This is a genomic window from Amycolatopsis dongchuanensis, assembly GCF_039542405.1.
Classification (GTDB): Bacteria; Actinomycetota; Actinomycetes; order Mycobacteriales; family Pseudonocardiaceae; genus Amycolatopsis_E; species Amycolatopsis_E sacchari.
This window is the reverse complement of the sequence record NZ_BAABIB010000027.1, coordinates 1-23,186: the sequence shown is the minus strand read 5'-3', so window position 1 is coordinate 23,186 and position 23,186 is coordinate 1. Positions and strand designations below refer to the sequence as shown.

Here is a 23,186-nt window from a genome sequence, read left to right as displayed (position 1 = left end):
CGGGGCGAGAGGGGTCGTGCGGCAATCCGAGAACAGCGGCGCGGCCGCACGGCGGCCGGACGGCGGGCAAGGGCGGCAACGCGAGGCGGCCGGACGCCGAGCGAGAGCGGCGAGCGGTGCGGCGCGAGGCGACCGCACGCCGGGCAAGGGGGCGACACGGCGCGAGGTGGCTGGACGGCGGGCCAGGGCCGCAGCGCGAGGCGACCGGATGCCGGGCAAGGGGCGGGCGCGGCCGGGCGAGAGCGGCGGTGCGGCCGGACCGGACAAGAGGGGCGGTGCGGCCGCGAGGCGGCCGCACACCGGACAAGGGCAGCAGCGCGAAGCGGCCAGACACCGGGCGAGAGCGGCGGCGCGCCCGCGAGAGAGCGACCGCACACCGGACGAGGGCGGCTGGGAGACCAAGCCGCGACACAGCGGCATCGAGCCACGCAAGGACCCCGTACGCCCCCTCCAGCCAACCCCCACCCCCAGAAGCGCCCGGGAGAATCAGTCGGCCGGGACCAGTTCGCCCCTTAGCTGCGACGCCGTCGAGACCACCAGCATCAGCAGGGTGCCCAGCGCCGCCACGTCGAGACCCTGCGCCGGGAACGCGTACCGCAGCGTCAGGTCCAGCCCGCGGTCCGTGTGCGAGACCCCCAGCGTGCCGAACAGCCCCTGCCCCGCGCGCTCCGCCGCCGACGCCGCGATGCCCGGCTTGTCCGGCAGGTCCCACGCCACCACGCACGTCAGGCTCAGCACCGTGAGCCCCTCCGCCAGCTGCGTCGACTGGATGACCGCGGGCACGCCGGCGTGCGAGAACGTCAGCGCACCGTCATCGTCGACGTGGACCTCCAGGTAGCGCTCCAGCGCCTCACGGGCCCGGCTCAGCAGCTCCGCGGTGGTCGCGGCTTCGGTCGTCATGAGGCACCTTTCGCGGCGGCGGCAGCGTCGACCGCGGCACCGAACCGGCGGTCGCGCTTGGCGAACTCCAGGCAGGCGGCCCACAGCTGGCGCCGGTCGAAGTCGGGGAACAGCGTGTCCTGGAAGACGAACTCGGCGTACGCCGACTGCCACAGCATGAAGTTCGACGTCCGCAGCTCGCCGGACGGGCGCAGGAACAGGTCTACGTCGGGCATTTCGGGCTGGTACAGGTACTTCGCCAGCATCCGCTCGTCGACCTTGTCCGGGTTGATCTTGCCCTCGGCCGCGAGCTGCGCGATGCGGCGCGTCGCATCGGCGATCTCTGCCCTGCCGCCGTAGTTGACGCACATCGTCATGTTCAGCAGCGTGTTGTGCTTGGTCTTCTCCTCCGCGGCCTGCAGCTCCTTGATGACGCTGCGCCACAACCGCGGGGTGCGCCCCGCCCACCGGATGCGGACCCCGATCGAGCCGAGGTAGTCCACCTGGCGGCGGATCGTGTCGCGGTTGAAGCCCATCAGGAAGCGCACCTCTTCGGGGCTGCGCTTCCAGTTCTCGGTGGAGAAGGCGTAGACGGACAACCACTTGACGCCCAGCTCGACCGCGCCGCTGGCGACGTCGATCATCACGGCCTCACCGCGCTTGTGGCCCTCGATGCGGGGCAGGCCGCGCTGGTTGGCCCAGCGCCCGTTGCCGTCCATGACGAGCGCGACGTGGTTGGGCACCAGCTCCGCCGGGATCTCCGGCGGCCGCGCACCGGAGGGGTGCGGGTCCGGCGCCCGCAACGCCGCCACGGCGGTGTCCTGACGTCCCCTGCGCAGCACCTGTATTCGCCTCCCGTAGCTCGCTTCCGCCGTCCGACCCTACTTGCCCCCGGGCGGCGCATCGCGGCCACGCCCTAACCCCCGCCCGCGGCGACCTCCCGCGCGCGGCGTTCGACCAGCGGCAGCGAACGAAGCTGCCGTTCCAGGTGCCACTGCAGGTGCGCGGCGACCAGGCCGCTCGCGTCCCGCCGGGCACCCTGCACCGCGGCCTCCGCCACGTCCCAGTTGCCGTGCAGCAACGCGTCCAGCAGCACCAGCACCTCCGGCGCGGGGTGCACGGCGCCGGGCGCCCGGCAGGTGCCGCACAGCGACCCCCCGGACTGGACGCTGAACGCGCGGTGCGGCCCCGGCAGCCCGCAGCGCGCGCACTCCATGATCGCGGGCGCCCAGCCCGCGAACGCCATCGCGCGCAACAGGAACGCGTCGAGCACCAGCGACGGGTCGCGTTCGCCCTCCGCGAGCGCCCGCAACGCGCCCGTGACCAGCAGGTACAGCCGGACCGCGGGCTCGCCCTCCTCGGCGGTGAGGCGGTCGGCCGTCTCGGCGATCGCGCTCGCCGCGGTGTAGCGCTGGTAGTCACCGACCAGGGGCAGCGCGAACGCGTCCACGGTCTGCACCTGGGTGATCACGTCGAGCGTGCGGCCGGTGTAGAACTGCACGTCCACGTGCCCGAACGGCTCGAGCCGCGCCCCGAAGCGCGACGTGGTGCGGCGCACCCCCTTGGCGACGGCGCGCACCTTGCCGTGCCTGCGGGTGAGCAGGGTGATGATCCGGTCGGCCTCACCCAGCTTGTGCACCCGCAGCACCACACCGGTGTCGCGGTAGAGACTCACCCCGACATCTTCTCACGCGGGTACGACAGAACTCAGAAACCGAGCCGCCGCAGCTGCTTCGGGTCGCGCTGCCAGTCCTTCGCGACCTTCACGTGCAGGTCGAGGTAGACCTTCGTGCCCAGCAGCGCCTCGATGTGCCGCCGGGCCTCCGAACCCACCGTCCGCAGGCGTTCTCCCTTGTGCCCCAGGATGATGCCCTTCTGGCTGGGCCGCTCGACGTACAGGAACGCGTGCACGTCCACCATGTCGTCACGGCCCTCGTGCGGCAGCATCTCCTCGACGGTCACGGCGATCGAGTGCGGCAGCTCGTCCCGCACGCCCTCCAGCGCCGCCTCGCGGATCAGCTCCGCGACGAGCGTCTGCTCGGGTTCGTCGGTGAGGTCGCCGTCCGGGTACAGCTGCGGGCCCTCGGGCAGCCGCGCCACGAGCAGGTCTTCGAGGTCCTTCACCTGGAAGTCGTCCACCGCGGACACCGGGATCAGGTCGGCGAAGTCCAGCACCTCCTGCAACGCGAGCAGCTGGTCGGCGACCTGCTGGCGGCCCACGAGGTCGGTCTTGGTGACGATGCCGATCACCGGCGTGCGCTTCGCGATCTTGCGCAGCTCCGCGGCGATGAACCGGTCCCCGGGACCGATCTTCTCGTTGGCGGGCACGCAGAACCCGACGACGTCCACTTCGGACCACGTCGAGTGCACGATGTCGTTGAGCCGCTGCCCCAGCAGCGTGCGGGGCCGGTGCAGGCCGGGGGTGTCCACGATGACCAGCTGCGCGTCCTCGCGGTGCACGATGCCGCGGATCGCGTGCCGGGTGGTCTGCGGCTTGCTGGAGGTGATCGCGACCTTGCTGCCGACGAGCGCGTTGGTCAGGGTGGACTTGCCGGCGTTGGGGCGGCCGACGAAGCAGGCGAAACCGGAGCGGTGGGTCACTGCACGACTTCCTGCACGTCACCGGAGAGGTCGGCGCGGAAGATCGGCGCCGCCACCGCGAGGTCCCGCACCGCCTGCACCGAGGCGCCGTCCACCAGCGGCCGGTCCGTCACGACCGCCGCCGCTTCGAGGCCCTCGGCGCCGCTGGACACCGCCGCCGCGATCGCCGCCTGCAGCGCGGTGACCTGGAACGACGGCAGCTCGACCGTGGTCGCCGCGTACGTGCGGCCGTCGGTGTCGCGCACCGCGGCCCCCTCCGCGGCCTGCGTGCGGGCCCGTGCCGACCGGGCGAGCACCACGATCTTCTCGTCCTCCGGCTCCAGCTCGGCCATCAGTCCACGCTCCCGTCCCGTTCGTCCGTGTTGCCGGTCATCACCCTACGACCGGCTATCGCGTCGTCCGCCGCGCGGACCACCACGGTCGTGATCCGCATCCGGCCGCGGCGGTCCTTGCCGCCCTCGGCGTGCAGGCGCAGGCCGTCGACCTCGGCCTCGGCACCGGGCAGCGGCACGCGGCCGAGGCGCTGGGCGAGCAGCCCGCCGACGGTCTCCACGTCGTGGTCGTCCAGCTCGATGCCGAACAGCTCGCCGAGGTCGTCCACGCTCAGCCGTGCCGACACCCGCACCGACTTGTCGTCGAGGTGCTCGACCGGCGGCCGTTCCTCCACGTCGGACTCGTCGGTGATCTCGCCGACGATCTCCTCCAGGATGTCCTCGATGGTCAGCAGTCCGGCCGTACCGCCGTACTCGTCCACCGCGATCGCCATGTGGTTGTGGGAAAGCTGCATCTCGCGCAGCAGGTCGTCGAGGCGCTTGGAGTCGGGCACGAAGCTCGCCGGGTACATCAGCTGCTCCACCGGTTTCGCCGCGCCGTCGTCGAGCGAGGCCCGCACGAGGTCCTTGAGGTTGACCACGCCGAGGATGTCGTCGACGGACTCGCCGATGACCGGGATGCGCGTGAACCCGGTGCGCAGCGACAGCGCGAGCGCCTGGCGCACGGTCTTGTCCTGCTCGATCCAGATGATCTCGGTGCGCGGCACCATGACCTCGCGCGCGACGGTGTCCCCCAGCTCGAAGACCGAGTGGATCATCTCGCGCTCGGCGGGCTCCACCACGCCGCGCTCCTGGGCGAGGTCGACCAGCTCACGCAGCTCGATCTCCGAAGTGAACGGCCCCTCGCGGAACCCGCGGCCGGGGGTGATCGCGTTACCGATGCGGATCAGCAGCCGCGACAACGGGCCCAGCACCGTGCCGAGCGCACGCACGGGACCCGCGACGGCGGCGCCGACGCGGTACGGGTGCTGGCGGCCGATGGTGCGCGGGCCGACGCCGATGATCACGTAGCTGACCACGACCATCACCACGGCGGTGACGATCACCGCCAGCCACTGCGGGTCGATCCAGCGCAGGAACACGACCGTGACGAGCACGGTCGCGGTGAGCTCGCAGATGATGCGCAGCAGGAGCAGCAGGTTGATGTGCCTGCGCCGCTCCGCGACGACGGCGGCCAGCTGCCGGGCACCGGGGCGGCCCATCCGGACCAGCCCGTCGACGCGCGCCGGGGACACGGTGCTGACCGCGGCGTCGGCCGCCGCGAACACGCCACCGAGCAGGACCAGCGCCACGGCGATCACCAGCAGGGAGGCCGAGCTCGCCATCGGTCAGCTGTTCTCCGCGGTGTCGTCCACCGCGTTCAGCCCCGCCGCGCCGAGCAGCCGGTCGTCGTTGGACCGCTGCGCGTCCCGCCGCTTCGCCGCCGCCATGGCGGCCTTGAAGTCGGTGAGGATGCGCTTCTGCAGGCCGAACATCTCGCGCTCCTCGGCGGGCTCGGCGTGGTCGTAGCCGAGGAGGTGGAGCACGCCGTGGACGGTGAGCAGGTGCAGCTCGTCCATCAGCGAGTGGCCGGCGGTGCGGGCCTGGTCCTTGGCGAAGGCCGGGCACAGCACGATGTCGCCCAGCAACGCCGGTGACGTGTCACCGGAGTCGGGGCGGCGGGCGGCGTCCAGCTCGTCCATCGGGAAGGCCATGACGTCGGTGGGGCCGGGCAGGTCCATCCAGCGGACGTGCAGGTCGGCCATGACGTCGAGGGTCACCAGCACCACCGACAGTTCGGCGAGCGGGCTGACCTCCATGCGGTCGAGTGCGAACCGGGCGGCGGAGACGATGGAGGTCTCGTCGACCGCCATCCCGGACTCGTTGGCGATTTCGATGCTCATCGGTTTTTAGTGGCGGCCTTTCCAGCCGTTGGTGCCGGCGGCGGCCTCTTGGCCCGCCTGCCATTTCTCGTAGGCGTCGACGATGTCGCCGACCAGCCGGTGCCGCACGACGTCCTGGCTGGTGAGCGTGGCGAAGTGCAGGTCGTCGACCCCTTCGAGGATCTCGCGCACGACCCGCAGGCCGCTGCGCTGCCCGGTGGGCAGGTCGACCTGCGTGACGTCCCCGGTGACCACGATCTTGGAGTTGAAGCCGAGCCGGGTCAGGAACATCTTCATCTGCTCGGGCGTGGTGTTCTGGGCCTCGTCGAGGATGATGAAGGCGTCGTTGAGGGTGCGGCCGCGCATGTACGCCAGCGGCGCGATCTCGATGGTGCCGGCCTGGATGAGGCGCGGGATCGAGTCCGGGTCGACCATGTCGTGCAGCGCGTCGTAGAGCGGCCGCAGGTACGGGTCGATCTTCTCCGACAGCGTGCCGGGCAGGAACCCGAGCCGCTCACCGGCTTCGACGGCGGGCCGGGTGAGGATGATGCGGGTGACCTGCTTGGCCTGCAGCGCCTGGACGGCCTTCGCCATCGCCAGGTACGTCTTGCCGGTGCCGGCGGGGCCGACGCCGAAGACGATGGTGTGCTTGTCGATCGCGTCGACGTAGCGCTTCTGGTTCAGCGTCTTGGGCCGGATGGTGCGGCCGCGGCGGGACAGGATGTCCATGCTCAGCACGTCGGCCGGGGACTCCTTGCCGCCCGCGGAGAGCATGCCGACGGTGCGGCGCACGGTGTCGGGCCCGACCTGCTGGCCGCGCTCGGCGAGGGTGACCAGCTCGGCGAACACGCGCTCGGCGAACGCGACGTCGGCGGGCGCACCGGTGAGGGTGACCTCGTTGCCGCGGACGTGCACGTCGGCGTCGAGCAGCTCCTCGGCGACGCGGAGGTTCTCGTCGCGGGAGCCGAGCAGCGTCAGCGCCGCTGTGTCGGGGATCGGGAACCGGGACTGCGCACTGTTCGTGGCGATCTCGGTGACGTCCGTGCTGGTCTGGGGGACGTCCTGGGGGACGTCGGATCGGGCGGCTCCACCCGGTGCGGTACCGGCCACGTGCCCTCGGGCCTGCTTTCTGCGCGTGCGCTGGTCGACGTTGTCTGGTGTCTTCGATGCTAGCGGCACTGCCCCCGCTGTCGCAGGTGGTTACTCGTGCCTGCCGAACAGTCCGAGCTGCTCACCGCCCAGCACGTGCGCGTGCACGTGGAAGACGGTCTGCCCCGCGTCACTGTCCGTGTTGAACACAACGCGGTAGCCGGTGTCCTTGATTCCCTCGAGCTCCGCGACCTTCTCCGCGGTCTTCACCACATCCGCGAGCAGCTGCGGGTCTGCCGCGGCGAGCTCGGCCACGTTGCGGTACCTCTTGCGCGGCACCACGAGCACGTGCACCCGCGCCTGCGGCCGGATGTCCCGGAACGCGAACGTGGTGTCGTCGGAGTACACCACGTCAGCGGGAATCTCCCCCGCGATGATCCGCTCGAACAAGGTCTCCGCATCACTCATGGCCCGGAAGCCTATACCGCCACCACGACGGAAATCGGCACCCGGCAACGAAACCGGCACCGCCGGATGGGGGTCCAGGGGGCGAGCCCCCTGGCGGGGGTTTGGGGGTCCGACCCCCAAGAAGAAATTCGGATGCCCCGCCACCGCGAAGGCCGCAGGCCGAGCAGGAGACGCCGCGGGGCGGCGAGACCTGGGGGTCGCCCCACCGCCGCCGCGGCTCCGCCGGACCGAGGGGGGAGGTGTCCGGCGGGGTCTGGGTACCCGGGACTACCTCCGGCCCCAGGTGCTGGGCTCAGCGTAGTGGCTGGGCGCGCCGTAACGCCATATTGCATCTTGATTTTTCCGGTTTTGCCCCGGGGTTCATTCCCACCTGGTGGTGCGGGCACCCAGGGCGCCCAGTGCGACGGCCGCGGCGGTGGACGTGCGCAGGACCGTCGGGCCGAGCCGGACGGGGATCGCACCGGCCGCGCACAGGGTGTCCAGCTCGGCGTCCGTGATGCCGCCTTCGGGACCCACGACCAGCAGCAGATCCCCCTCGGCGGGGAGGTCGACCGTGGTGAGCCGCTGTTCGGCGGTGCCTTCGAGGACCAGTGCCAGCGCGGCGTCCTTGACCGAGGCCGCCAACGACGTCGTGCCGACCGGTTCCGGTACCTCGGGCACCCACAGCCGCCGGGCCTGCTTCGCGGCGGCGCGTGCTGTGTTTTGCCAGCGCGCCAACGCCTTCGCGCCGCGCGGGCCCTCTTCCCAGCGCGCGACGCTGCGTTCGGCGCGCCACGGCAGGATCGCGTCGGCACCGGCCTCCGTGGCCAGTTCGACCGCCAGCTCCCCGCGGTCCCCCTTCGCGAGTGCCTGCACGACGACGACCCGCAACCGCGGCTCCGGCTCGCTCCAGCGGCGCTCCACCACGAGGTCCAGCGCGGGGTCGCGCCCCGCCCGGACGGCGTCGACCACGCAGTCCGCCGCCGCACCCTTGCCGTCGGACAGCACGAGCCGCTCCCCGGCCCGCATGCGGCGGACGGTGACGGCGTGGCGCGCCTCGTCGCCGTCGAGCACGGCACGCGAACCCGCCGGCAGTTCCCCGACGAGGAACACCGGCGCGGTCGTGCCCGGCATTACCGGTGGCTCTTGGCGCGCAGCTTCGAGAACAGCCCGCCCGACCGGCCGCCCGAGGCCAGCGTCGACACGTCCTCACCACGCTGCTGGGCCAGCTCACGCAGCAGCTCGCGCTGCGCCTCGTCGAGCTTGGTCGGCACCACGACGTCGATGTGGACGTGCAGGTCGCCGCGGCCGTCCACGCGCCCGGACGAGCGCAGCCGCGGCATGCCCTTGCCGGTCAGCAGCAGCTCCGCGCCCGGCTGCGTGCCCGGGTCGATGTCGAGTTCGTACTCGCCGTCGATCAGCGTCTCCAGCGGCACGGTGGCGCCCAGCGCGGCCGTCGTCATCGGCACGCGGAGGTTGCAGTGCAGGTCGTGGCCCTCGCGGAGGAACACGTCGTGCGGCTCCTCGTCGATCTCCACGTACAGGTCACCCGCCGGGCCACCGCCGGGGCCGACCTCGCCCTGGCCGGACAGCCGGATGCGCATGCCGTCGCCGACACCGGCCGGGATCTTCGCCGTCACCGTGCGGCGGGCCCGCACGCGGCCGTCGCCACCGCACTGGCGGCACGGGTCCGTGATGACCTCGCCGTAGCCGCGGCACACCGGGCACGGCCGGGCCGTGACCACCTGGCCGAGGAACGACCGCTGCACCGACTGGATCTCGCCCTGGCCGTTGCAGGTGTCGCAGGTCTTGACGGTGCCGCCGGGGGCGGTGCCGTTGCCGTGGCAGACGTCGCACAGGATCGCGGTGTCGACCGGGATCTCCTTGTTGACGCCGGTCGCGCACTCCTCCAGCGTGAGGCTGATCCGGATCAGCGCGTCCGAACCCGGCTGCACGCGGCTGCGGGGACCGCGGCCGCGGCCGGCACCGGTCGCGGCGCCGAAGAACGCGTCCATGATGTCGCCGAGGCCGCCGAACCCGGCGAACGGGTCACCACCGCCGCCGCGGGCGCCGGCGCCGTTGTCCAGCGGGTCGCCGCCGAGGTCGACGATCTTGCGCTTCTGCGGGTCGGAGAGGACCTCGTACGCCGTGGTCACCTCGCTGAACTTCTGCTGCGCGTCCTCGGCGGGGTTGACGTCGGGGTGCAGCTCCCTGGCCAGCTTCCGGTACGCGCGTTTGATCTCCTGATCACTCGCGTTCTTCGGCACGCCCAGGATGCCGTAGTAGTCCCTCGCCACCGTTCTCATGTCCTCCTGCCAAAGCCCTCGAAGCTCGCCGGTCAGTTGCCGGCCAGGATCTGGCCCACGTAGTTGGCGACCGCGCGCACCGCGGCGATCGTGCCGGGGTAGTCCATCCGGGTCGGCCCGACGATGCCCATGCCGCCCAGGAGCACGTCGTCCTTCCCGTAGCCGATGGACACCACGGAGGTGCTGCGCATCTGCTCGTCCTCATTCTCCTCGCCGATGCGCACCGTGATCGCACCGGGGTTGCGGGCCGCGGCCAGCAGCTTCAGCACCACGACCTGCTCCTCGAGGGCCTCCAGCACCTGCCGCAGCGAGCCGGGGAAGTCCGCCACGTTGCGGGTCAGGTTCGCCGTGCCGCCGAGGACGAGCCGCTCCTCCGGGTGCTCCACGAGGTGTTCGACCAGTACCGTACAGATCCGCACGAGCGCGTCGTGCAGCTCGTGCGGCGCCTGCTCGGGCAGCTCCGCCACGCGCGCGGCGGCGTCGGTGAGCCTGCGGCCGGACAGCTTGGAGTTCAGCACGTCCCGGATGCGCGCCACGTCCTCCTCGGGCAGCACGTCCCCGAGGTCGATGGTGCGCTGGTCGACGCGGCCCGAGTCGGTGATGACGACGAGCATCAGCCGGGCCGGGGTCAGCGGCACCACCTCCAGGTGGCGCAGCGTCGCGTTGGACATCGTCGGGTACTGGATGACCGCGACCTGCCTGGTCAGCTGGGCGAGCAGCCGGACCGACCGGCGCAGCACGTCGTCGAGGTCCAGCGCCCCGTCGAGGAAGCTGATGATCGCCCGCCGCTCGGCGCTGCTCAGCGGCTTGATGTCGGCGAGCCGGTTGACGAACAGGCGGTACCCCTTGTCGGTCGGGATCCGCCCCGCGCTCGTGTGCGGCTGCGTGATGTAGCCCTCCTCCTCGAGGGCCGCCATGTCGTTGCGCACGGTCGCGCTCGACACGCCCAGGTTGTGCCGGTCGACGATCGCCTTGGACCCGACCGGCTCGTGGTGGGCGACGTAGTCGGCGACGATGGCGCGCAGCACTTCGAAGCGACGCTCTTCCGAGCTGGCCACCCTTCACCTCCGCGTTCGGTGCACCCCTGTACATCGAGTTTAGGCGAAGTTGTCACTCCCCTGCCCTGAGTGCCAGCGAGGGGCTCACGAATTCCGGGAAGCGGGGGTTCACCCCCGCTTGGCCGGGTTCCGGTCCCACGGCTGGCGGGGACCAGCTGGACCAGCTCGGCGCGGAAGGCGAAGTCCGCGGCGAGCAGCGCCGGTACGGCGGAGTCGTCCCACCGGTTCCACGCTTCCGCGTAGAACCGGTGGACCAGCTCACGAGTTCCGGGGGAAGCCGAGGTTCACGCCGCCCTGGCTGGGGTCGGGCCAGCGGCTCGTGACGACCTTGCGCCGGGTGAAGAAGTGGAAGCCCTCCGGGCCGTAGGCGTGGCTGTCGCCGAACAGGGAGTCCTTCCAGCCGCCGAAGGAGTAGTAGCCGACGGGGACCGGGATGGGCACGTTGAGCCCCACCATGCCGACCTCCACCTCGTTCTGGAACCGGCGCGCGGCCCGGCCGTCGTTGGTGAAGATCGCCGTGCCGTTGCCGTAGGCGTTCGCGTTGACCAGCTCCAGTGCCTCGTCGTACGTCCGTGCCCGCACGACCGACAGCACCGGGCCGAAGATCTCGTCGCGGTAGACCGACATCTCGGGCGTGACGTGGTCGAACAACGTCGGGCCCAGCCAGAAGCCGCCGCCGTCGACGGCCACGTCACGCCCGTCCACGACCAGCGACGCGCCCTCGGCGAGCCCGGCCTCCACATAGGACCGCACGCGGTCCCGGTGCGCCGCGGTGACCAGCGGCCCCATCTCCGACGCCGGGTCCCGCCCGTCGCCCACCTTGAGCCGCGTCATCCGCTCCGTGACCTTCGCCACCAGCTCGTCGGCGACCGGCTCGACCGCGACGACCACCGACACCGCCATGCACCGCTCCCCCGCCGAGCCGAAGCCCGCCGAGACGGCGGCGTCGGCGGCCAGGTCGAGGTCGGCGTCGGGCAGCACGACCATGTGGTTCTTCGCCCCGCCCAGCGCCTGCACGCGCTTGCCGTGCGCGGTGCCGGTCTCGTAGACGTAGCGGGCGATGGGCGTCGAGCCGACGAACGAGATCGCCTTCACCGCGGGGTGTTCGAGGAGCCCGTCGACCGCGACCTTGTCGCCGTGCAGCACGTTGAGCACCCCGGCGGGCAACCCCGCCTCGGCGAACAGCTCGGCGATGAACACCGACGCCGACGGGTCCTTCTCGCTCGGCTTGAGGACCACGGTGTTGCCGCACGCCAGCGCGTTCGGCACGAACCACAGCGGCACCATCGCCGGGAAGTTGAACGGCGAGATCACGCCGACCACGCCCAGCGGCTGCGCGATCGAGTACACGTCCACGCCCCGGGAAGCGTTTTCGCTGTACCCGCCCTTGAGCAGCTGCGGTGCCCCGCACGCGTACTCGACGTTCTCGATGGCGCGGGCGATCTCGCCCGCCGCGTCGGACTCGACCTTGCCGTGCTCACTCGTGATGATCTTCGCCAGCTCGTCCTTGCGCGCGGCCAGCAGCTCGCGGAAGGCGAACAACACGCGGCTGCGTGCCGCGAGCGAGGTGTCGCGCCAGGCGGGGAAGGCGCGGGCCGCGGCGGCGACCGCCTCCTCGACCTGCGCGGTGCCCGCGAAGTCGACGTGCGCGCGGACCTCGCCGGTCGCCGGGTCGAACACCTCGCCCGTCCGCTCCGCGACGCCGCCCCACGGTTTGCCGTCGATCCAGTGGCTGATGCGGCCGGTCATCGCGCCACCTCCGCGACCGACGCCTCCAGGATCTCCAGCGCCTCGTCAGCCTCTTCGCCGGTGAGCGTCATCGGCGGGGCGAGGCGGAGGACGTTGCCGTGCAGGCCACCCTTGCCGACGAGCAGCCCGCGTGCCTTGGTCTCCTCCAGCAGCGCGGCGGCGTTCGGCGGGCTCGGGTCCTTGCCCCCGGACTCCACGAGTTCCACGCCGATCATGAGCCCCTTGCCCCGCACGTCGCCGATGATGTCGTAGCGCTCGCCGAGGTCCCGCAGCCCCGCGATCAGGTGGTGCCCGAGCTTTTCCGCGTTGCCCTGCAGATCGCGGTCGAGCAGGTAGTCCAAAGTGGCCTTCGCGCCGGCGGTGGCGACGGGGTTGCCGCCGAACGTCGAGATCGAGTTCGCGGTCAGGCAGTCCATCAGGTCGCCGCGGGCGACGACCCCGCCGATCGCGAGGCCGTTGCCCAGCCCCTTGGCGAACGTCATCGCGTCCGGTGTCACGCCGTGCGCCTGGATGCCCCAGAAGTGCTCGCCCGTGCGGCCCCAGCCGGTCTGGACCTCGTCGGAGATCAGCAGGATCCCGTAGGAGTCCAGCACCTCCTTGAACGCGGCGAACAACCCGTCCGGCGGCACGTTGAACCCGCCCACGCCCTGGATCGGCTCGGCGATGAGCGCGGCCACGTCCCCGGCGGTCGTCGTCTGCAGCACGTCACGCAGGTCGTCGGTGCACGCCTTGATGTAGTCGGCGTCGGGCAGCGAGCCGAACGGGTCGCGGTAGCGGTACCCGCCGTGCACGTAGCTGACCTTGACCGGGGACAGCGAACTGGCCGCCCAGCCGCGGTTGCCGGTGATGCCGATCGTGCCGAACGCCCTGCCGTGGTAGGAGTTCCGCAGTGCCAGTACCTGGTTGCTGCGCCGGTACTGCGTCGCGAGCATGAGCGCGGTCTCGTTGGCCTCGGTGCCGGAGTTGGTGAAGAACACCTTGGCCTCCGGGATGCCGGACAGCTCCGCGATCCGCTCCGCGAGCTCCACCTGCCTGCGGATGAGGTACAGCGTCGAGGTGTGCAGCACGCCGGTGTCGAGCTGCGCGCGGATGGCGTCGGAGATCTCGGCGATGTCGTAGCCGATGGCGTTGGTCAGGATGCCGGCGAAGAAGTCGAGGTAGGTGTTGCCCTCGGCGTCGGTGACGCGCCTGCCCTGCGCGCGCACGATCTCGATCGGCTCGTCGTAGTACAGGGCCAGCCACTGGGGCAGGACGGCGCGGTGCCGGGCCAACAGCTCTGCTTCGCTCATGTCCACGAGTCTCGTCAGCCGGGGCTTCGCTGGACACGAGCAACATGTACGGAGAACGCCTTCCGCCCGTACAGTCTGTGTCCTATGTACCCGACGGTCGCCGACGTGCTCGCGCTGCCCGTGGTCCGCCACGGCCGCCCGCGCGTGGTCGCCGGGGCGGAGGGGCTGGACAAGCGGGTCCGCTGGGTGCACGTCGCGGAGGTGGCCGACATCGGGCACCTGCTCAAGGGCGGCGAACTCGTGCTGACGACGGGTATCGCGCTGCCCGACGACCCGGCGGCCCTGGCGAAGTACGTGGACGGGCTCGCCGAAGCCGGCGTCGTGGGCCTGGTGGTGGAGCTGGTGCGGCACTGGAGCGGCGGACTGCCACCGTCGCTCATCGCCGCCGCCGACCGCACCGGGTTACCGCTGATCACCCTGTCCCGCGAAACGCAGTACGTCGCAGTGACGGAGACGGTGCACGGGCTCATCGTCGACGCCCAGGTGGCGGAACTGCGCGCGGCCGAACAGGTGCACCAGGTGTTCACCGAGCTGACCGTCGCCGGGGCCGAGCCCGCCGACGTGCTGCGCGAGGTGGCCCGGCTGACCGAGCGGCCGGCGGTGCTGGAGACGCTGTCGCACGATGTGCTCGCCTACGACGCGGCCGGTGCCGATCCGGGCGAGCTGCTGTCGGGCTGGCTGCCGCGCTCGCGTGCGGTGCACGTGGGCGAGCGCACCGGGTACGCGCCCGAAGCGGGCTGGCTGGTGACGATCGTCGGCGCGCGCGGGCACGACTGGGGGCGGCTGGTCATCGTGTCCGACGAGCCGCCGCCGCACCGGCACGTCGTGGTCGCCGAGCGGGCCGCGTCGGCGCTGGCCGTGCACCGGCTCGTCGCGAAGGACTCCGACAGCCTGGAGCGCCAGGCGCACCGCGCCGTGCTGACCGAGCTGCTCGCGGCCCCCGTGCCGTCCGCCGAACTGCTGGCGCGTGCGTCCGCGCTGGGCGTTCCGCTGCCGGGGCGGCAGCTGGTGGGCGTGGCGCTGCGGCCGCGGCTGACGGCGACGAGGCAGCCGAGCCAGTCCGCGGCGGTGGTCCTGCGGGAGCTGGCGGAGGCGATGTCGCTCGCGGCGCGGCGGGCCCGGGTGTCGGCGCTCGTCGCGGTCGTCGACGAGCTGAGCGTGCGGGTGCTGCTTTCGTTGTCCCCCAAGGCGAACGCCGACGCCGTGCTGGACCGGCTGGCCGGCGAGGTCCGCACCCCTCGGGTGGTCGGGGCCGGTACGACGGTGCACTCCCCCGCGCACGCGCGGCGCAGCCTGGTCGAGGCGGCCCAGGTCGCCGCGGCCGCCCTGCACAGCGACGTGGATCGGTCCGTGCACCGGCTGGAGGACGTCCGGCTGCGGGGCCTGCTGCACCTGCTCGCCGACGACGAACGGGTGCAGGCGTTCGCGGCGCGGGAGCTGGGCCCGCTGCTGTCGCGGGACGCCGCGTCGGGCACGCGGCTCGTGCAGGCGCTGCGGCACTACTGCGAGCAGGGCGGGAACAAGTCGGCCGCCGCGGCGGCGGCGCACACCTCGCGCACGGCGTACTACCAGCAGCTCGCCCGCATCGAGCAGGTGCTGGGGGTGCCGCTGGAGGACCCCGAGTCGATGCTGTCCCTCTACGTCGCGCTGCTCGCCCACGACCTCCGTCAATAGTTCACTCGGTCGTGTAGGCAAGAGTAAAGGGCGAACGGCCGATACCCCCCGTTATGCCTCTTCCTACTGTCGTACCCGCTCTGGTCTCGGTGCTCGCGCTCGCGCACCCCGCCCCCGCGCAGTCCGCCCTCACCCTTTCGGTGCGGGACGAAGCCGGCCGGGGTTCGTCGGTCACGCTCGAATGCGGCCCGACCGGCGGCACCCACCCGCACCACGACCGCGCGTGCCGCACGCTCGACTCCGTGGACGGTGACTTCGGCAAGCTGCCGAAGGAACAGATCCTCTGCACGACGATCTACGCGCCGGTCACCGTCGCCGCGACGGGCCACTGGCACGGCCGCCCGGTCGCCTATTCGCGCGAGTTCCCCAACCGCTGCAACGCCAACGCCCAGACAGCAGACGTTTTCAATTTCTCGTGAATCCTGTTTGGCTGACTTGCGGGCCGGTGCAGGTGGCGGAACCTGAGGCCCGCCCGCCAGCCCGACCACCACCCCTGGCGGAGGCGCCGCGCGCCGCGGTATCTCCGGCTCCGGGATCGCCTCCTCATAGAGGCGTGCCAGGTCGCAGTGTTTGATCAACGCTGGAGGCGCTGTCCTCGCGAGGAACCGCCCACCCGTCTCCCACCACCACCCTCAACGGACGCGCTCCGCGCGGCCAACCCCATTCAAACCCGCGGCGGTGCGAGCTGCTCGGGCGGTGAAAACGCGGCTTCGCCGCCACAGCAGACCTGGGATGTTTCGCCGAGATCACCAACCTGCTACACAGCACCGCCGCCCGCGTGGCGCAATCGACAGAATGCGTGTGTGCGCGGGCAACGGTGAACACTCTGCCAATGCCGCGGGCGCGGGCGGGGCGCGCACCATTCCGCAATGGCACCCTCGCAGATCACGCACCCCGACGGCCGGGTGGATCTCCGCGACACCACGCCGCTCGCCGGCAGCAGGTTCTTCAACGACGAGCTGGCCCCCGTTCCGGTCGGCAAGCGCACCTGGAACACCTACAACTACTTCGCGCTGTGGATGGGGATGGCGCACAACATCCCCTCCTACGCGCTCGCCTCGTCCCTGATCGCGCTCGGGATGGACTGGCTGCAGGCGCTGATCACGATCACGCTGGGCAACCTGATCGTGCTGGTCCCGATGCTGCTCAACAGCCACGCCGGCACGAAGTACGGCATCCCGTTCCCCGTGTTCGCGCGGGCGTTCTACGGGATGCGCGGCGCGAACTTCGCCGCGCTGCTGCGGGCGTTCATCGCGTGTGGCTGGTTCGGCATCCAGACGTGGGTGGGCGGTGAGGCGATCTACATCCTCGTCGGGAAGCTCGTCGGCGGCGGCTGGCGGCACGCGGCCGAGCTGGGCGGGCAGCCGTGGACGCTGTGGCTGTCGTTCGGGGTGTTCTGGATCGTGCAGATGCTCATCATCTGGCGCGGTATGGAAGCCGTGCGGCGCTTCGAAAACTGGACCGCGCCGCTGGTGTCCGTCGGCTTCCTGATCCTGCTGGCGTACGTGCTGATCAAGGCGGGCGGACCGGGCCCGATCCTCGCCGAACCCGCGAAACTGGGCTGGGGAAGCGGTTTCTGGAAGGTGTTCGCCCCGTCGCTGATGGCGATGATCGCGTTCTGGTCCACCTTGTCGCTGAACATGCCGGACTTCACGCGGTTCGGCGGCAGCCAGGCCAAGCAGGTGCGCGGGCAGCTGCTGGGCCTGCCCACCACGATGACGTTCATCGCGGTCGTGGCGATCCTGACCACGTCGGGCGGGCAGCTGCTCTACGGCGAGGCGATCTGGGACCCCGCGCAGCTGGCCGACCGGTTCTCCAGCCCGGTGCTCGTGGTGGTCGCGTTGATCGCGCTGGTGCTGGCGACGATCTCGGCGAACCTCGCGGCCAACGTGGTCAGCCCGTCGTACGACTTCTCCAACGCCTTCCCCAAGCGCATCACGTTCGCCATCGGCGGGCTGATCACCGGCGTGATCGGGGTCGTGATCATGCCGTGGAAGCTGTACTCCGACCCGAGCATCTACATCTTCGCCTGGCTCGGGTTCTACGGCGGGATCCTCGGCGCCGTCGCCGGGGTGCTCGTCGCCGGGTACTGGGTGCAGCGGCGGCGCACGCTCGACCTCGCCGGGCTCTACACCGAACGCGGGCGGTACTGGTTCCGCGGCGGCTGGAGCTGGCAGGCGCTCCTCGCGACCGCGGTCGGCGGGGTGCTCGCGGTCGGCGGCGCCTACACCGCGCCCGGGTCGAGCGGGCCGTTCCCCGCCGACGGCCTCATCCCGTTCCTCAAACCGGTCTACGACTACAGCTGGGTCGCCGGGCTCGCCGGCGCCTTCGTGGTCTACCTCGCGCTGACCCTGCCGGGGCGCGCGTCCGAGAAGAAGGAGGAAATCCGTGAGCAACCTGGTCAGGGCCGCGTTGGTGCAGCAGCGGTGGACGGGTGACAAGGACTCGATGATCGCGGGCGCGGTCGAGGCCATCGGCAGCGCCGCGTCGCAGGGCGCGCAGGTCGTGTGCCTGCAGGAGTTGTTCTACGGCCCGTACTTCTGCCAGGTGCAGGACGCCGACTACTACTCCTACACCGAGGGCATCCCCGACGGGCCGACCACGAAGCTGCTGCAGGAGGTCGCCGAACGGCACGGGATCGTCATCGTCGCGCCGATGTACGAGCAGGAGCAGGCGGGCGTGTACTACAACACCGCCGCGGTGATCGACGCCGACGGCCGCTACCTCGGCAAGTACCGCAAGAACCACATACCGCAGGTGAAGGGCTTTTGGGAGAAGTTCTACTTCCGGCCCGGCAACACGGGGTACCCGGTCTTCGACACGGCGGTCGGGCGGATCGGCGTGTACATCTGCTACGACCGGCACTTCCCCGAGGGCTGGCGGGCGCTGGGACTGGCGGGCGCGCAGATCGTGTTCAACCCGTCGGCGACGAGCCGGGGGCTGTCGCAGTACCTGTGGCGGCTGGAGCAGCCGGCGGCCGCCGTGGCGAACGAGTACTACGTCGGGGCGATCAACCGCGTCGGCGTGGAACCGCTGGGCGACAACGACTTCTACGGGCAGACGTACTTCGTCGACCCGCGTGGCGAGCTCGTCGGCGAGGCGGCATCCGACGAGAAGGACGAGGTCGTGGTGCGGGACCTGGACATGGACAAGCTCGCGGAAGTGCGGGACCTGTGGCAGTTCTACCGGGACCGCCGCCCGGACTCCTACGGCCCGATCGTGGAGCCGTGATGCGCACCCTCATCAAGGGCGGGACGGTGCTGTCCCCCACGGGCGGGGTCCTCGCGGACGTGCTGGTCCAGGACGAACAGGTCGCGGCCGTGACCGCGCCGGGCGTGTTCGACACCGCGGACACGGTGCTCGACGCGACCGGGAAGTACGTGCTGCCGGGCGGGATCGATGCCCACACGCACATGGAGATGCCCTTCGGCGGCACCTTCTCGGCCGACACGTTCGAGACCGGCACCACCGCCGCGGCGTGGGGCGGGACGACGACGATCATCGACTTCGCGGTGCAGGCCAAGGGCACCTCGCTCGTGTCCACTCTGGACAAGTGGCACGAGAAGGCCGACGGCAACTGCGCCGTGGACTACGGGTTCCACATGATCGTCTCCGACGTCAACGACGCCACGCTCAAGGAGATGGAGACCTGCATCGACTCCGGGGTGACCAGCTTCAAGATGTTCATGGCCTACCCCGGCGTGTTCTACTCCACCGACGGCGAGATCCTGCGGGCGATGCAGAAGGCGCGGGAGACCGGCTCGACCATCATGATGCACGCGGAGAACGGCATCGCGATCGACGAGCTGGTCGCGCAGGCGCTCGCGTCCGGCAAGGGCGAACCGGTGCAGCACGGGCTGACCCGTCCGTCCGCTTTGGAGGGTGAGGCGACGTCTCGGGCGATCACGCTGGCACAGGTGACCGGCGCACCGCTGTACATCGTGCACCTGTCGGCCGCGGAAGCGCTTTCCGCGGTCGCGGAGGCACGGGACTCGGGGCAGCACGTGTTCGCCGAGACGTGCCCGCAGTACCTGTACCTGTCGATCGACGACCTCGCGAAACCCGGTTTCGAGGGCGCGAAGTACGTCGCCTCTCCCCCGTTGCGGGAGAAGCGGCACCAGGCGGACCTGTGGCGCGGGCTGCGGACGAACGACCTGTCCGTGGTGTCCACCGACCACTGCCCGTTCTGCTTCAAGGACCAGAAGGAACTGGGCCGGGGCGACTTCTCGAAGATCCCGAACGGGATGCCCGGCGTGGAGCACCGGATGGACCTGCTGCACCAGGGCGTCGTCGCGGGCGAGATCTCGCTGGGACGCTGGGTCGAGGCGTGCTCGACGACCCCGGCGCGGATGTTCGGACTCTACCCGCGCAAGGGGGTCATCGCCCCGGGTTCGGACGCGGACATCGTGATCTACGACCCGGCGGCACGCCAGACGTTGTCGGCCGAGACGCACCACATGAACGTGGACTACTCGGCGTACGAAGGGTTCGAGATCACCGGCAAGGTGGAAACCGTGCTGTCGCGGGGAAAGGTCGTGGTGTCGCCGTCGGGCTTCAGCGGCGGGACGGGCCACGGCCGGTTCCTCTCGCGCGAGAAGTGCCAGTACCTGAACTGAGGGGTTGCCATGGACTTCGGCTTGGTGCTGCAGACCGATCCGCCGGCGCGGGACGTGGTGCGGCTGATGAAGGACGCGGAGGACCGCGGGTTCGGCTACGGGTGGACGTTCGACTCGTGCGTGCTGTGGCAGGAACCGTTCGTCATCTACTCGCAGGTACTGGCGGCCACGTCGGCGATGACGGTCGGGCCGATGGTCACCAGCCCGGGCACGCGGGACTGGTCGGTGACGGCCTCGCTGTTCGCGACGCTCAACGACACGTTCGGCAACCGCACGGTCTGCGGCATCGGCCGGGGCGATTCGGCGCACCGGGTCATCGGCAAACCGCCGTCCACGCTCGGCACCCTCCGCGAGTCGATGCACGTGATCAAGGAACTCGCCGAGGGCCGCTCGGCGGTGCTGAACGGCAAGGAGGTCCGCATCCCCTGGGTCCGGAATGGACGGTTGGAGATGTGGATGGCCGGGTACGGTCCGAAAGCGCTGAAGATGGCGGGTGAGCACGCGGACGGGTTCATCCTGCAGTGCGCGGACCCGGCCATCGCCCGGTGGACGATCGGGAGCGTACAGGAGGCCGCGCGGGCGGCGGGCCGGGACCCGGCGGGCATCACGATCTGCGTCGCGGCACCCGCGTACGTCGGCGACGACGTGGCGCACCAGCGGGAGCAGCTGCGGTGGTTCGGCGGCATGGTGGGCAACCACGTCGCCGACCTCGTGGCCCGCTACGGCGATTCCGGCCCGGTGCCGCGCGAGCTGACGGACTACATCCGCGAGCGGGAGGGCTACGACTACGCCCACCACGGCCGCGCGGGCAACCCGTCGACGGATTTCGTGCCGGACGAGATCGTGGACCGCTTCTGCCTCACCGGCCCCGCGGGCGCCCACGTGGAGCGCCTGCAGGAACTGGCGGAGCTGGGGGTGGACCAGTTCGCGGTGTACCTGATGCACGACCAGCGCGAACAGACACTCGCCGCGTACGGCGACCTGATCGCCAAGCTGGCGAGCTAGTCCACCAGCGCCTGGTAGACCAGCTGCCGGAGGTACTGGCGGATGGGGTGGGTGCTCGACGGCAGGAGCTGCGTGAAGAACAACGCGGTCAGCTCCGCCGCCGGGTCCACCCAGAACGCGGTGCTCGCCGCCCCGCCCCACGCGTACTCGCCGGGGCTGGAAAGCGCTTTCGCCTTGACCGGGTCCAGCAGCACCGAGAAGCCCAGCCCGAAGCCGAAACCGTTGAACGGCATCTCCGCGAACAGCGGGCGCCCGAAGGCTTCCAGGTCGACGCCGCCGGGCAGGTGGTTGCTCGTCATGTGCGCCACGGTGCGCGGGCTGAGCAGCCGCACGCCGTCGAGTTCCCCGCCCCGCAACAGGAACTGCGTGAACCGGTGGTAGTCGGCGGCCGTGGACACCAGCCCGCCGCCGCCCGAGAAGTAGTCCGGCTTGCCGACACCGAACTGGCCGAAGGCGTCGTTGCGCACCGCCTTGCGCGTGCCGGGCTCCGGTGTGTACAGCGCCGCGAGCCGGTCGACGTCGTCGGTGCCGAAGGACGTGTCGGTCATCCCTAGTGGCCGGAAGATGCGTTCGGTGAAGAACTCGGCGAGCGACTGCCCGGACGCGACCTCCACGAACCTGCCGAGCACATCGGTGGAGACGGAGTAGTTCCACTCGCTGCCCGGCTGGAACACCAGCGGCAGCTCCGCGAACTTCTCGGTGACGGCGGCCAGGTCCAGCCCGGACGGCGCGCCCCACTCGAAACCGGCCTCCCGGTACATCGCGTCGACGGGGTGCGCGTGGTGGAAACCGTAGGTGAGGCCCGAGGTGTGCGTCAGCAGGTGCCAGACGCGGATCGGCTCGGTCGCGGGCTCGGTGAGCGGGTTGAGCGCCGATCCCTTCACGTACACGCGGGGCTGCGCGAACTCGGGCAGCCAGCGGGAAATCGGGTCGGTGAGCTCGAAGGCGCCTTCCTCGTACAGCATCATCGCGGCGACGGACGTGACGGGTTTGGTCATCGAGAAGATGCGCCACAGCGTGTCCGCCTCGACCGGTTTCCCGGCTTCGACGTCGCTGTGCCCGTACCGCGAGTGGTGCACGACGCTGCCGCGGCGCGTGACGACGATCTGCCACCCCGGCAACCGGCCATCGTCGACGAAACGGGCGAAATGCCGGTCGATCCGCTCCAGCCGGCTCGCGTCGAAACCGAGCTCCGCGGGCTCGGCAGCCAATTCCAGAACCATGTCCGGTTACTCTTCTGGGCGCGCGGAGCCTCGTCAAGACGCGGAAATCCGGTCCCGGTTCGAAGGCTCGATCTTAGGGTAGCCTAACAGCACTGGGACGAGATTGAGGAGCGGCGCATGGCCGAAAAGCGCAAGGGCGGTCCGGCGGTCAGGCTGCGGGTGCTGCGCAAACAGCAGCTCAGCCCGCACATGATCCGGATCGTGGCCGGAGGCGACGGGTTCGCCGCGTTCAAGCCGAACGAGTTCACCGACGCCTACGTCAAGGTGCTGTTCCCGAAACCGGGCGTGACCTACCCGGAGCCGTTCGACATGGGGTTGATCCGGGCGGAGTACCCGCGGGAGCAGTGGCCGGTGATGCGCAGTTACACGGTGCGCCACTACGACCCCGACGCGCGGGAGCTGTCGATCGACTTCGTGCACCACGGCGACGAGGGTGTGGCAGGGCCGTGGGCGCGCCGCGTGCAGCCCGGCGACGAGCTGCTGCTGAACGGGCCGGGCGGGGCGTACGCGCCGGGCGACGAGGCGGACTGGCACCTGCTGGTCGGTGACGAGAGCGCACTGCCCGCCATCGCGCTGACGCTGGAGGCGATGCCCGCCGGCGTGCCGGTGCGGGTGTTCGTCGAGGTCGAGGACGCCGGGGAGGAGCAGCCGCTGGCCACCAAGGGTGACGCGCAGGTGCGGTGGATCCACCGCGCCGCGGGCGAGGACCTGGTGACGGCGGTGAAGGCGCTGGACTTCCCGGAGGGCACGGTGCAGGCCTTCGTGCACGGCGAGGCCGGGTTCGTGCGCGAGCTGCGGCGGTACCTGCTCGACGAGCGCGGGGTGCGCAAGGACCTGCTGTCGATCTCCGGCTACTGGCGCCGCGGCGCGACGGACGAGCAGTGGCGCGCGGAGAAGGCCGCCGAGCGAGCGGCGGAGGAACAGCGGGGCCGATGAAGGCCGGGGCCGGGCGGCGGCGGGGACCGCTGGGGCCCGGGCGACGGCGGGGCGGCGGTGACCGCCGGGACCGGGCGACGGAGCGGAGGCGACCGCCGGGGCCCGGCGGCGGCGGGCGGC

Annotated in this window: 22 protein-coding genes; 7 read left to right on the top strand and 15 right to left on the bottom strand. The window is 71.1% G+C overall.

The genetic code is table 11. The annotated features are described in order from the left end of the window. Nucleotides 1-486: 486 nt before the first annotated feature. The 14 genes from ABFX51_RS05710 to ABFX51_RS05645 all read right to left on the bottom strand — a co-directional run bounded on the left by ABFX51_RS05710 (nucleotide 487) and on the right by ABFX51_RS05645 (nucleotide 13,612). Nucleotides 487-900 carry a hypothetical protein gene (locus tag ABFX51_RS05710; protein ID WP_091511593.1) on the bottom strand — a complete coding sequence of 138 codons (414 nt, stop codon included), beginning with the start codon at nucleotides 898-900 and terminating at the stop codon, nucleotides 487-489. After that, complete coding sequence (locus ABFX51_RS05705) at nucleotides 897-1,721, bottom strand: isoprenyl transferase (RefSeq protein ID WP_091511596.1); 825 nt, start codon at nucleotides 1,719-1,721, stop codon at nucleotides 897-899. Before ABFX51_RS05705 ends, ABFX51_RS05710 begins: the two co-directional genes overlap by 4 nt. Nucleotides 1,722-1,795: 74 nt before the next feature. Then, a complete protein-coding gene (recO, locus tag ABFX51_RS05700) occupies nucleotides 1,796-2,554 on the bottom strand; it encodes a DNA repair protein RecO (RefSeq protein ID WP_091511598.1) in 759 nt (252 codons plus the stop codon). A gap of 32 nt (nucleotides 2,555-2,586) precedes the next feature. Beyond that, nucleotides 2,587-3,480 (bottom strand): GTPase Era, encoded by an 894-nt coding sequence (gene era / locus ABFX51_RS05695; protein ID WP_091511601.1) that lies wholly within the window; start codon nucleotides 3,478-3,480, stop codon nucleotides 2,587-2,589. Continuing rightward, entirely contained in the window at nucleotides 3,477-3,812 is a 336-nt protein-coding gene (locus tag ABFX51_RS05690; protein WP_091511604.1) for a cytidine deaminase, read from the bottom strand. The genes era and ABFX51_RS05690 overlap by 4 nt, the downstream gene beginning before the upstream one ends. Further along, on the bottom strand, nucleotides 3,812-5,137 hold the full coding sequence (locus tag ABFX51_RS05685) for a hemolysin family protein (protein WP_346052615.1): 1,326 nt from the start codon (nucleotides 5,135-5,137) through the stop codon (nucleotides 3,812-3,814). Before ABFX51_RS05685 ends, ABFX51_RS05690 begins: the two co-directional genes overlap by 1 nt. A 3-nt stretch (nucleotides 5,138-5,140) precedes the next feature. Then, nucleotides 5,141-5,695 carry an rRNA maturation RNase YbeY gene (ybeY, locus tag ABFX51_RS05680; protein ID WP_346052613.1) on the bottom strand — a complete coding sequence of 185 codons (555 nt, stop codon included), beginning with the start codon at nucleotides 5,693-5,695 and terminating at the stop codon, nucleotides 5,141-5,143. 6 nt (nucleotides 5,696-5,701) lie between these two features. Further along, nucleotides 5,702-6,784, bottom strand: a complete 1,083-nt coding sequence (locus ABFX51_RS05675) for a PhoH family protein (RefSeq protein WP_091511612.1) — start codon at nucleotides 6,782-6,784, stop codon at nucleotides 5,702-5,704. Nucleotides 6,785-6,874: 90 nt separating this feature from the next. Next, nucleotides 6,875-7,231, bottom strand: coding sequence for a histidine triad nucleotide-binding protein (locus tag ABFX51_RS05670; RefSeq protein WP_091511613.1), 357 nt, complete (start codon nucleotides 7,229-7,231; stop codon nucleotides 6,875-6,877). Nucleotides 7,232-7,591: 360 nt separating this feature from the next. Continuing rightward, complete coding sequence (locus tag ABFX51_RS05665) at nucleotides 7,592-8,344, bottom strand: 16S rRNA (uracil(1498)-N(3))-methyltransferase (protein WP_346052611.1); 753 nt, start codon at nucleotides 8,342-8,344, stop codon at nucleotides 7,592-7,594. Next, nucleotides 8,344-9,507: a molecular chaperone DnaJ gene (gene dnaJ / locus ABFX51_RS05660; RefSeq protein ID WP_346052618.1), complete on the bottom strand. Its 1,164-nt coding sequence runs from the start codon at nucleotides 9,505-9,507 to the stop codon at nucleotides 8,344-8,346. Before dnaJ ends, ABFX51_RS05665 begins: the two co-directional genes overlap by 1 nt. A gap of 41 nt (nucleotides 9,508-9,548) precedes the next feature. After that, a complete protein-coding gene (gene hrcA / locus ABFX51_RS05655) occupies nucleotides 9,549-10,574 on the bottom strand; it encodes a heat-inducible transcriptional repressor HrcA (protein WP_091511620.1) in 1,026 nt (341 codons plus the stop codon). A gap of 258 nt (nucleotides 10,575-10,832) precedes the next feature. Beyond that, on the bottom strand, nucleotides 10,833-12,323 hold the full coding sequence (locus ABFX51_RS05650; RefSeq protein ID WP_091511622.1) for a CoA-acylating methylmalonate-semialdehyde dehydrogenase: 1,491 nt from the start codon (nucleotides 12,321-12,323) through the stop codon (nucleotides 10,833-10,835). Next, complete coding sequence (locus tag ABFX51_RS05645) at nucleotides 12,320-13,612, bottom strand: aspartate aminotransferase family protein (protein WP_091511625.1); 1,293 nt, start codon at nucleotides 13,610-13,612, stop codon at nucleotides 12,320-12,322. Before ABFX51_RS05645 ends, ABFX51_RS05650 begins: the two co-directional genes overlap by 4 nt. A gap of 84 nt (nucleotides 13,613-13,696) precedes the next feature. Here ABFX51_RS05645 and ABFX51_RS05640 point away from each other — a divergent pair, with 84 nt between their 5' ends. The 6 genes from ABFX51_RS05640 to ABFX51_RS05615 all read left to right on the top strand — a co-directional run bounded on the left by ABFX51_RS05640 (nucleotide 13,697) and on the right by ABFX51_RS05615 (nucleotide 20,907). Beyond that, on the top strand, nucleotides 13,697-15,286 hold the full coding sequence (locus ABFX51_RS05640; protein ID WP_091511627.1) for a PucR family transcriptional regulator: 1,590 nt from the start codon (nucleotides 13,697-13,699) through the stop codon (nucleotides 15,284-15,286). Nucleotides 15,287-15,339: 53 nt separating this feature from the next. Continuing rightward, nucleotides 15,340-15,705: an SSI family serine proteinase inhibitor gene (locus ABFX51_RS05635; protein WP_091511630.1), complete on the top strand. Its 366-nt coding sequence runs from the start codon at nucleotides 15,340-15,342 to the stop codon at nucleotides 15,703-15,705. A gap of 450 nt (nucleotides 15,706-16,155) precedes the next feature. Further along, nucleotides 16,156-17,724, top strand: coding sequence for an NCS1 family nucleobase:cation symporter-1 (locus ABFX51_RS05630; RefSeq protein ID WP_091511633.1), 1,569 nt, complete (start codon nucleotides 16,156-16,158; stop codon nucleotides 17,722-17,724). Further along, nucleotides 17,675-18,517 (top strand): nitrilase-related carbon-nitrogen hydrolase, encoded by an 843-nt coding sequence (locus tag ABFX51_RS05625; RefSeq protein ID WP_091511635.1) that lies wholly within the window; start codon nucleotides 17,675-17,677, stop codon nucleotides 18,515-18,517. The genes ABFX51_RS05630 and ABFX51_RS05625 overlap by 50 nt, the downstream gene beginning before the upstream one ends. Continuing rightward, nucleotides 18,517-19,902 carry a dihydropyrimidinase gene (gene hydA, locus ABFX51_RS05620; RefSeq protein WP_091511638.1) on the top strand — a complete coding sequence of 462 codons (1,386 nt, stop codon included), beginning with the start codon at nucleotides 18,517-18,519 and terminating at the stop codon, nucleotides 19,900-19,902. Before ABFX51_RS05625 ends, hydA begins: the two co-directional genes overlap by 1 nt. A 9-nt stretch (nucleotides 19,903-19,911) precedes the next feature. Beyond that, nucleotides 19,912-20,907, top strand: a complete 996-nt coding sequence (locus ABFX51_RS05615; RefSeq protein ID WP_091511640.1) for a TIGR03842 family LLM class F420-dependent oxidoreductase — start codon at nucleotides 19,912-19,914, stop codon at nucleotides 20,905-20,907. Here ABFX51_RS05615 and ABFX51_RS05610 read toward each other — a convergent pair. Then, nucleotides 20,904-22,130, bottom strand: a complete 1,227-nt coding sequence (locus ABFX51_RS05610; protein ID WP_346052606.1) for a serine hydrolase domain-containing protein — start codon at nucleotides 22,128-22,130, stop codon at nucleotides 20,904-20,906. The genes ABFX51_RS05615 and ABFX51_RS05610 overlap by 4 nt on opposite strands. 117 nt (nucleotides 22,131-22,247) lie before the next feature. Here ABFX51_RS05610 and ABFX51_RS05605 point away from each other — a divergent pair, with 117 nt between their 5' ends. After that, entirely contained in the window at nucleotides 22,248-23,066 is an 819-nt protein-coding gene (locus tag ABFX51_RS05605; RefSeq protein WP_346052604.1) for a siderophore-interacting protein, read from the top strand. The last annotated feature ends 120 nt before the right edge of the window (nucleotides 23,067-23,186 follow it).

Excerpts from the sequence above, each read along its gene's own strand:
- ABFX51_RS05710 (WP_091511593.1), bottom strand. The coding sequence starts at position 900 with ATGACGACCGAAGCCGCGACCACCGCGGAGCTGCTGAGCCGGGCCCGT.
- ABFX51_RS05690 (WP_091511604.1), bottom strand. The coding sequence starts at position 3,812 with ATGGCCGAGCTGGAGCCGGAGGACGAGAAGATCGTGGTGCTCGCCCGG.
- ABFX51_RS05685 (WP_346052615.1), bottom strand. The coding sequence starts at position 5,137 with ATGGCGAGCTCGGCCTCCCTGCTGGTGATCGCCGTGGCGCTGGTCCTG.
- ybeY (WP_346052613.1), bottom strand. The coding sequence starts at position 5,695 with ATGAGCATCGAAATCGCCAACGAGTCCGGGATGGCGGTCGACGAGACC.
- ABFX51_RS05670 (WP_091511613.1), bottom strand. The coding sequence starts at position 7,231 with ATGAGTGATGCGGAGACCTTGTTCGAGCGGATCATCGCGGGGGAGATT.
- ABFX51_RS05665 (WP_346052611.1), bottom strand. The coding sequence starts at position 8,344 with ATGCCGGGCACGACCGCGCCGGTGTTCCTCGTCGGGGAACTGCCGGCG.
- ABFX51_RS05650 (WP_091511622.1), bottom strand. The coding sequence starts at position 12,323 with ATGACCGGCCGCATCAGCCACTGGATCGACGGCAAACCGTGGGGCGGC.
- ABFX51_RS05645 (WP_091511625.1), bottom strand. The coding sequence starts at position 13,612 with ATGAGCGAAGCAGAGCTGTTGGCCCGGCACCGCGCCGTCCTGCCCCAG.
- ABFX51_RS05640 (WP_091511627.1), top strand. The coding sequence starts at position 13,697 with ATGTACCCGACGGTCGCCGACGTGCTCGCGCTGCCCGTGGTCCGCCAC.
- ABFX51_RS05635 (WP_091511630.1), top strand. The coding sequence starts at position 15,340 with ATGCCTCTTCCTACTGTCGTACCCGCTCTGGTCTCGGTGCTCGCGCTC.
- ABFX51_RS05630 (WP_091511633.1), top strand. The coding sequence starts at position 16,156 with ATGGCACCCTCGCAGATCACGCACCCCGACGGCCGGGTGGATCTCCGC.
- hydA (WP_091511638.1), top strand. The coding sequence starts at position 18,517 with ATGCGCACCCTCATCAAGGGCGGGACGGTGCTGTCCCCCACGGGCGGG.
- ABFX51_RS05615 (WP_091511640.1), top strand. The coding sequence starts at position 19,912 with ATGGACTTCGGCTTGGTGCTGCAGACCGATCCGCCGGCGCGGGACGTG.
- ABFX51_RS05610 (WP_346052606.1), bottom strand. The coding sequence starts at position 22,130 with ATGGTTCTGGAATTGGCTGCCGAGCCCGCGGAGCTCGGTTTCGACGCG.
- ABFX51_RS05605 (WP_346052604.1), top strand. The coding sequence starts at position 22,248 with ATGGCCGAAAAGCGCAAGGGCGGTCCGGCGGTCAGGCTGCGGGTGCTG.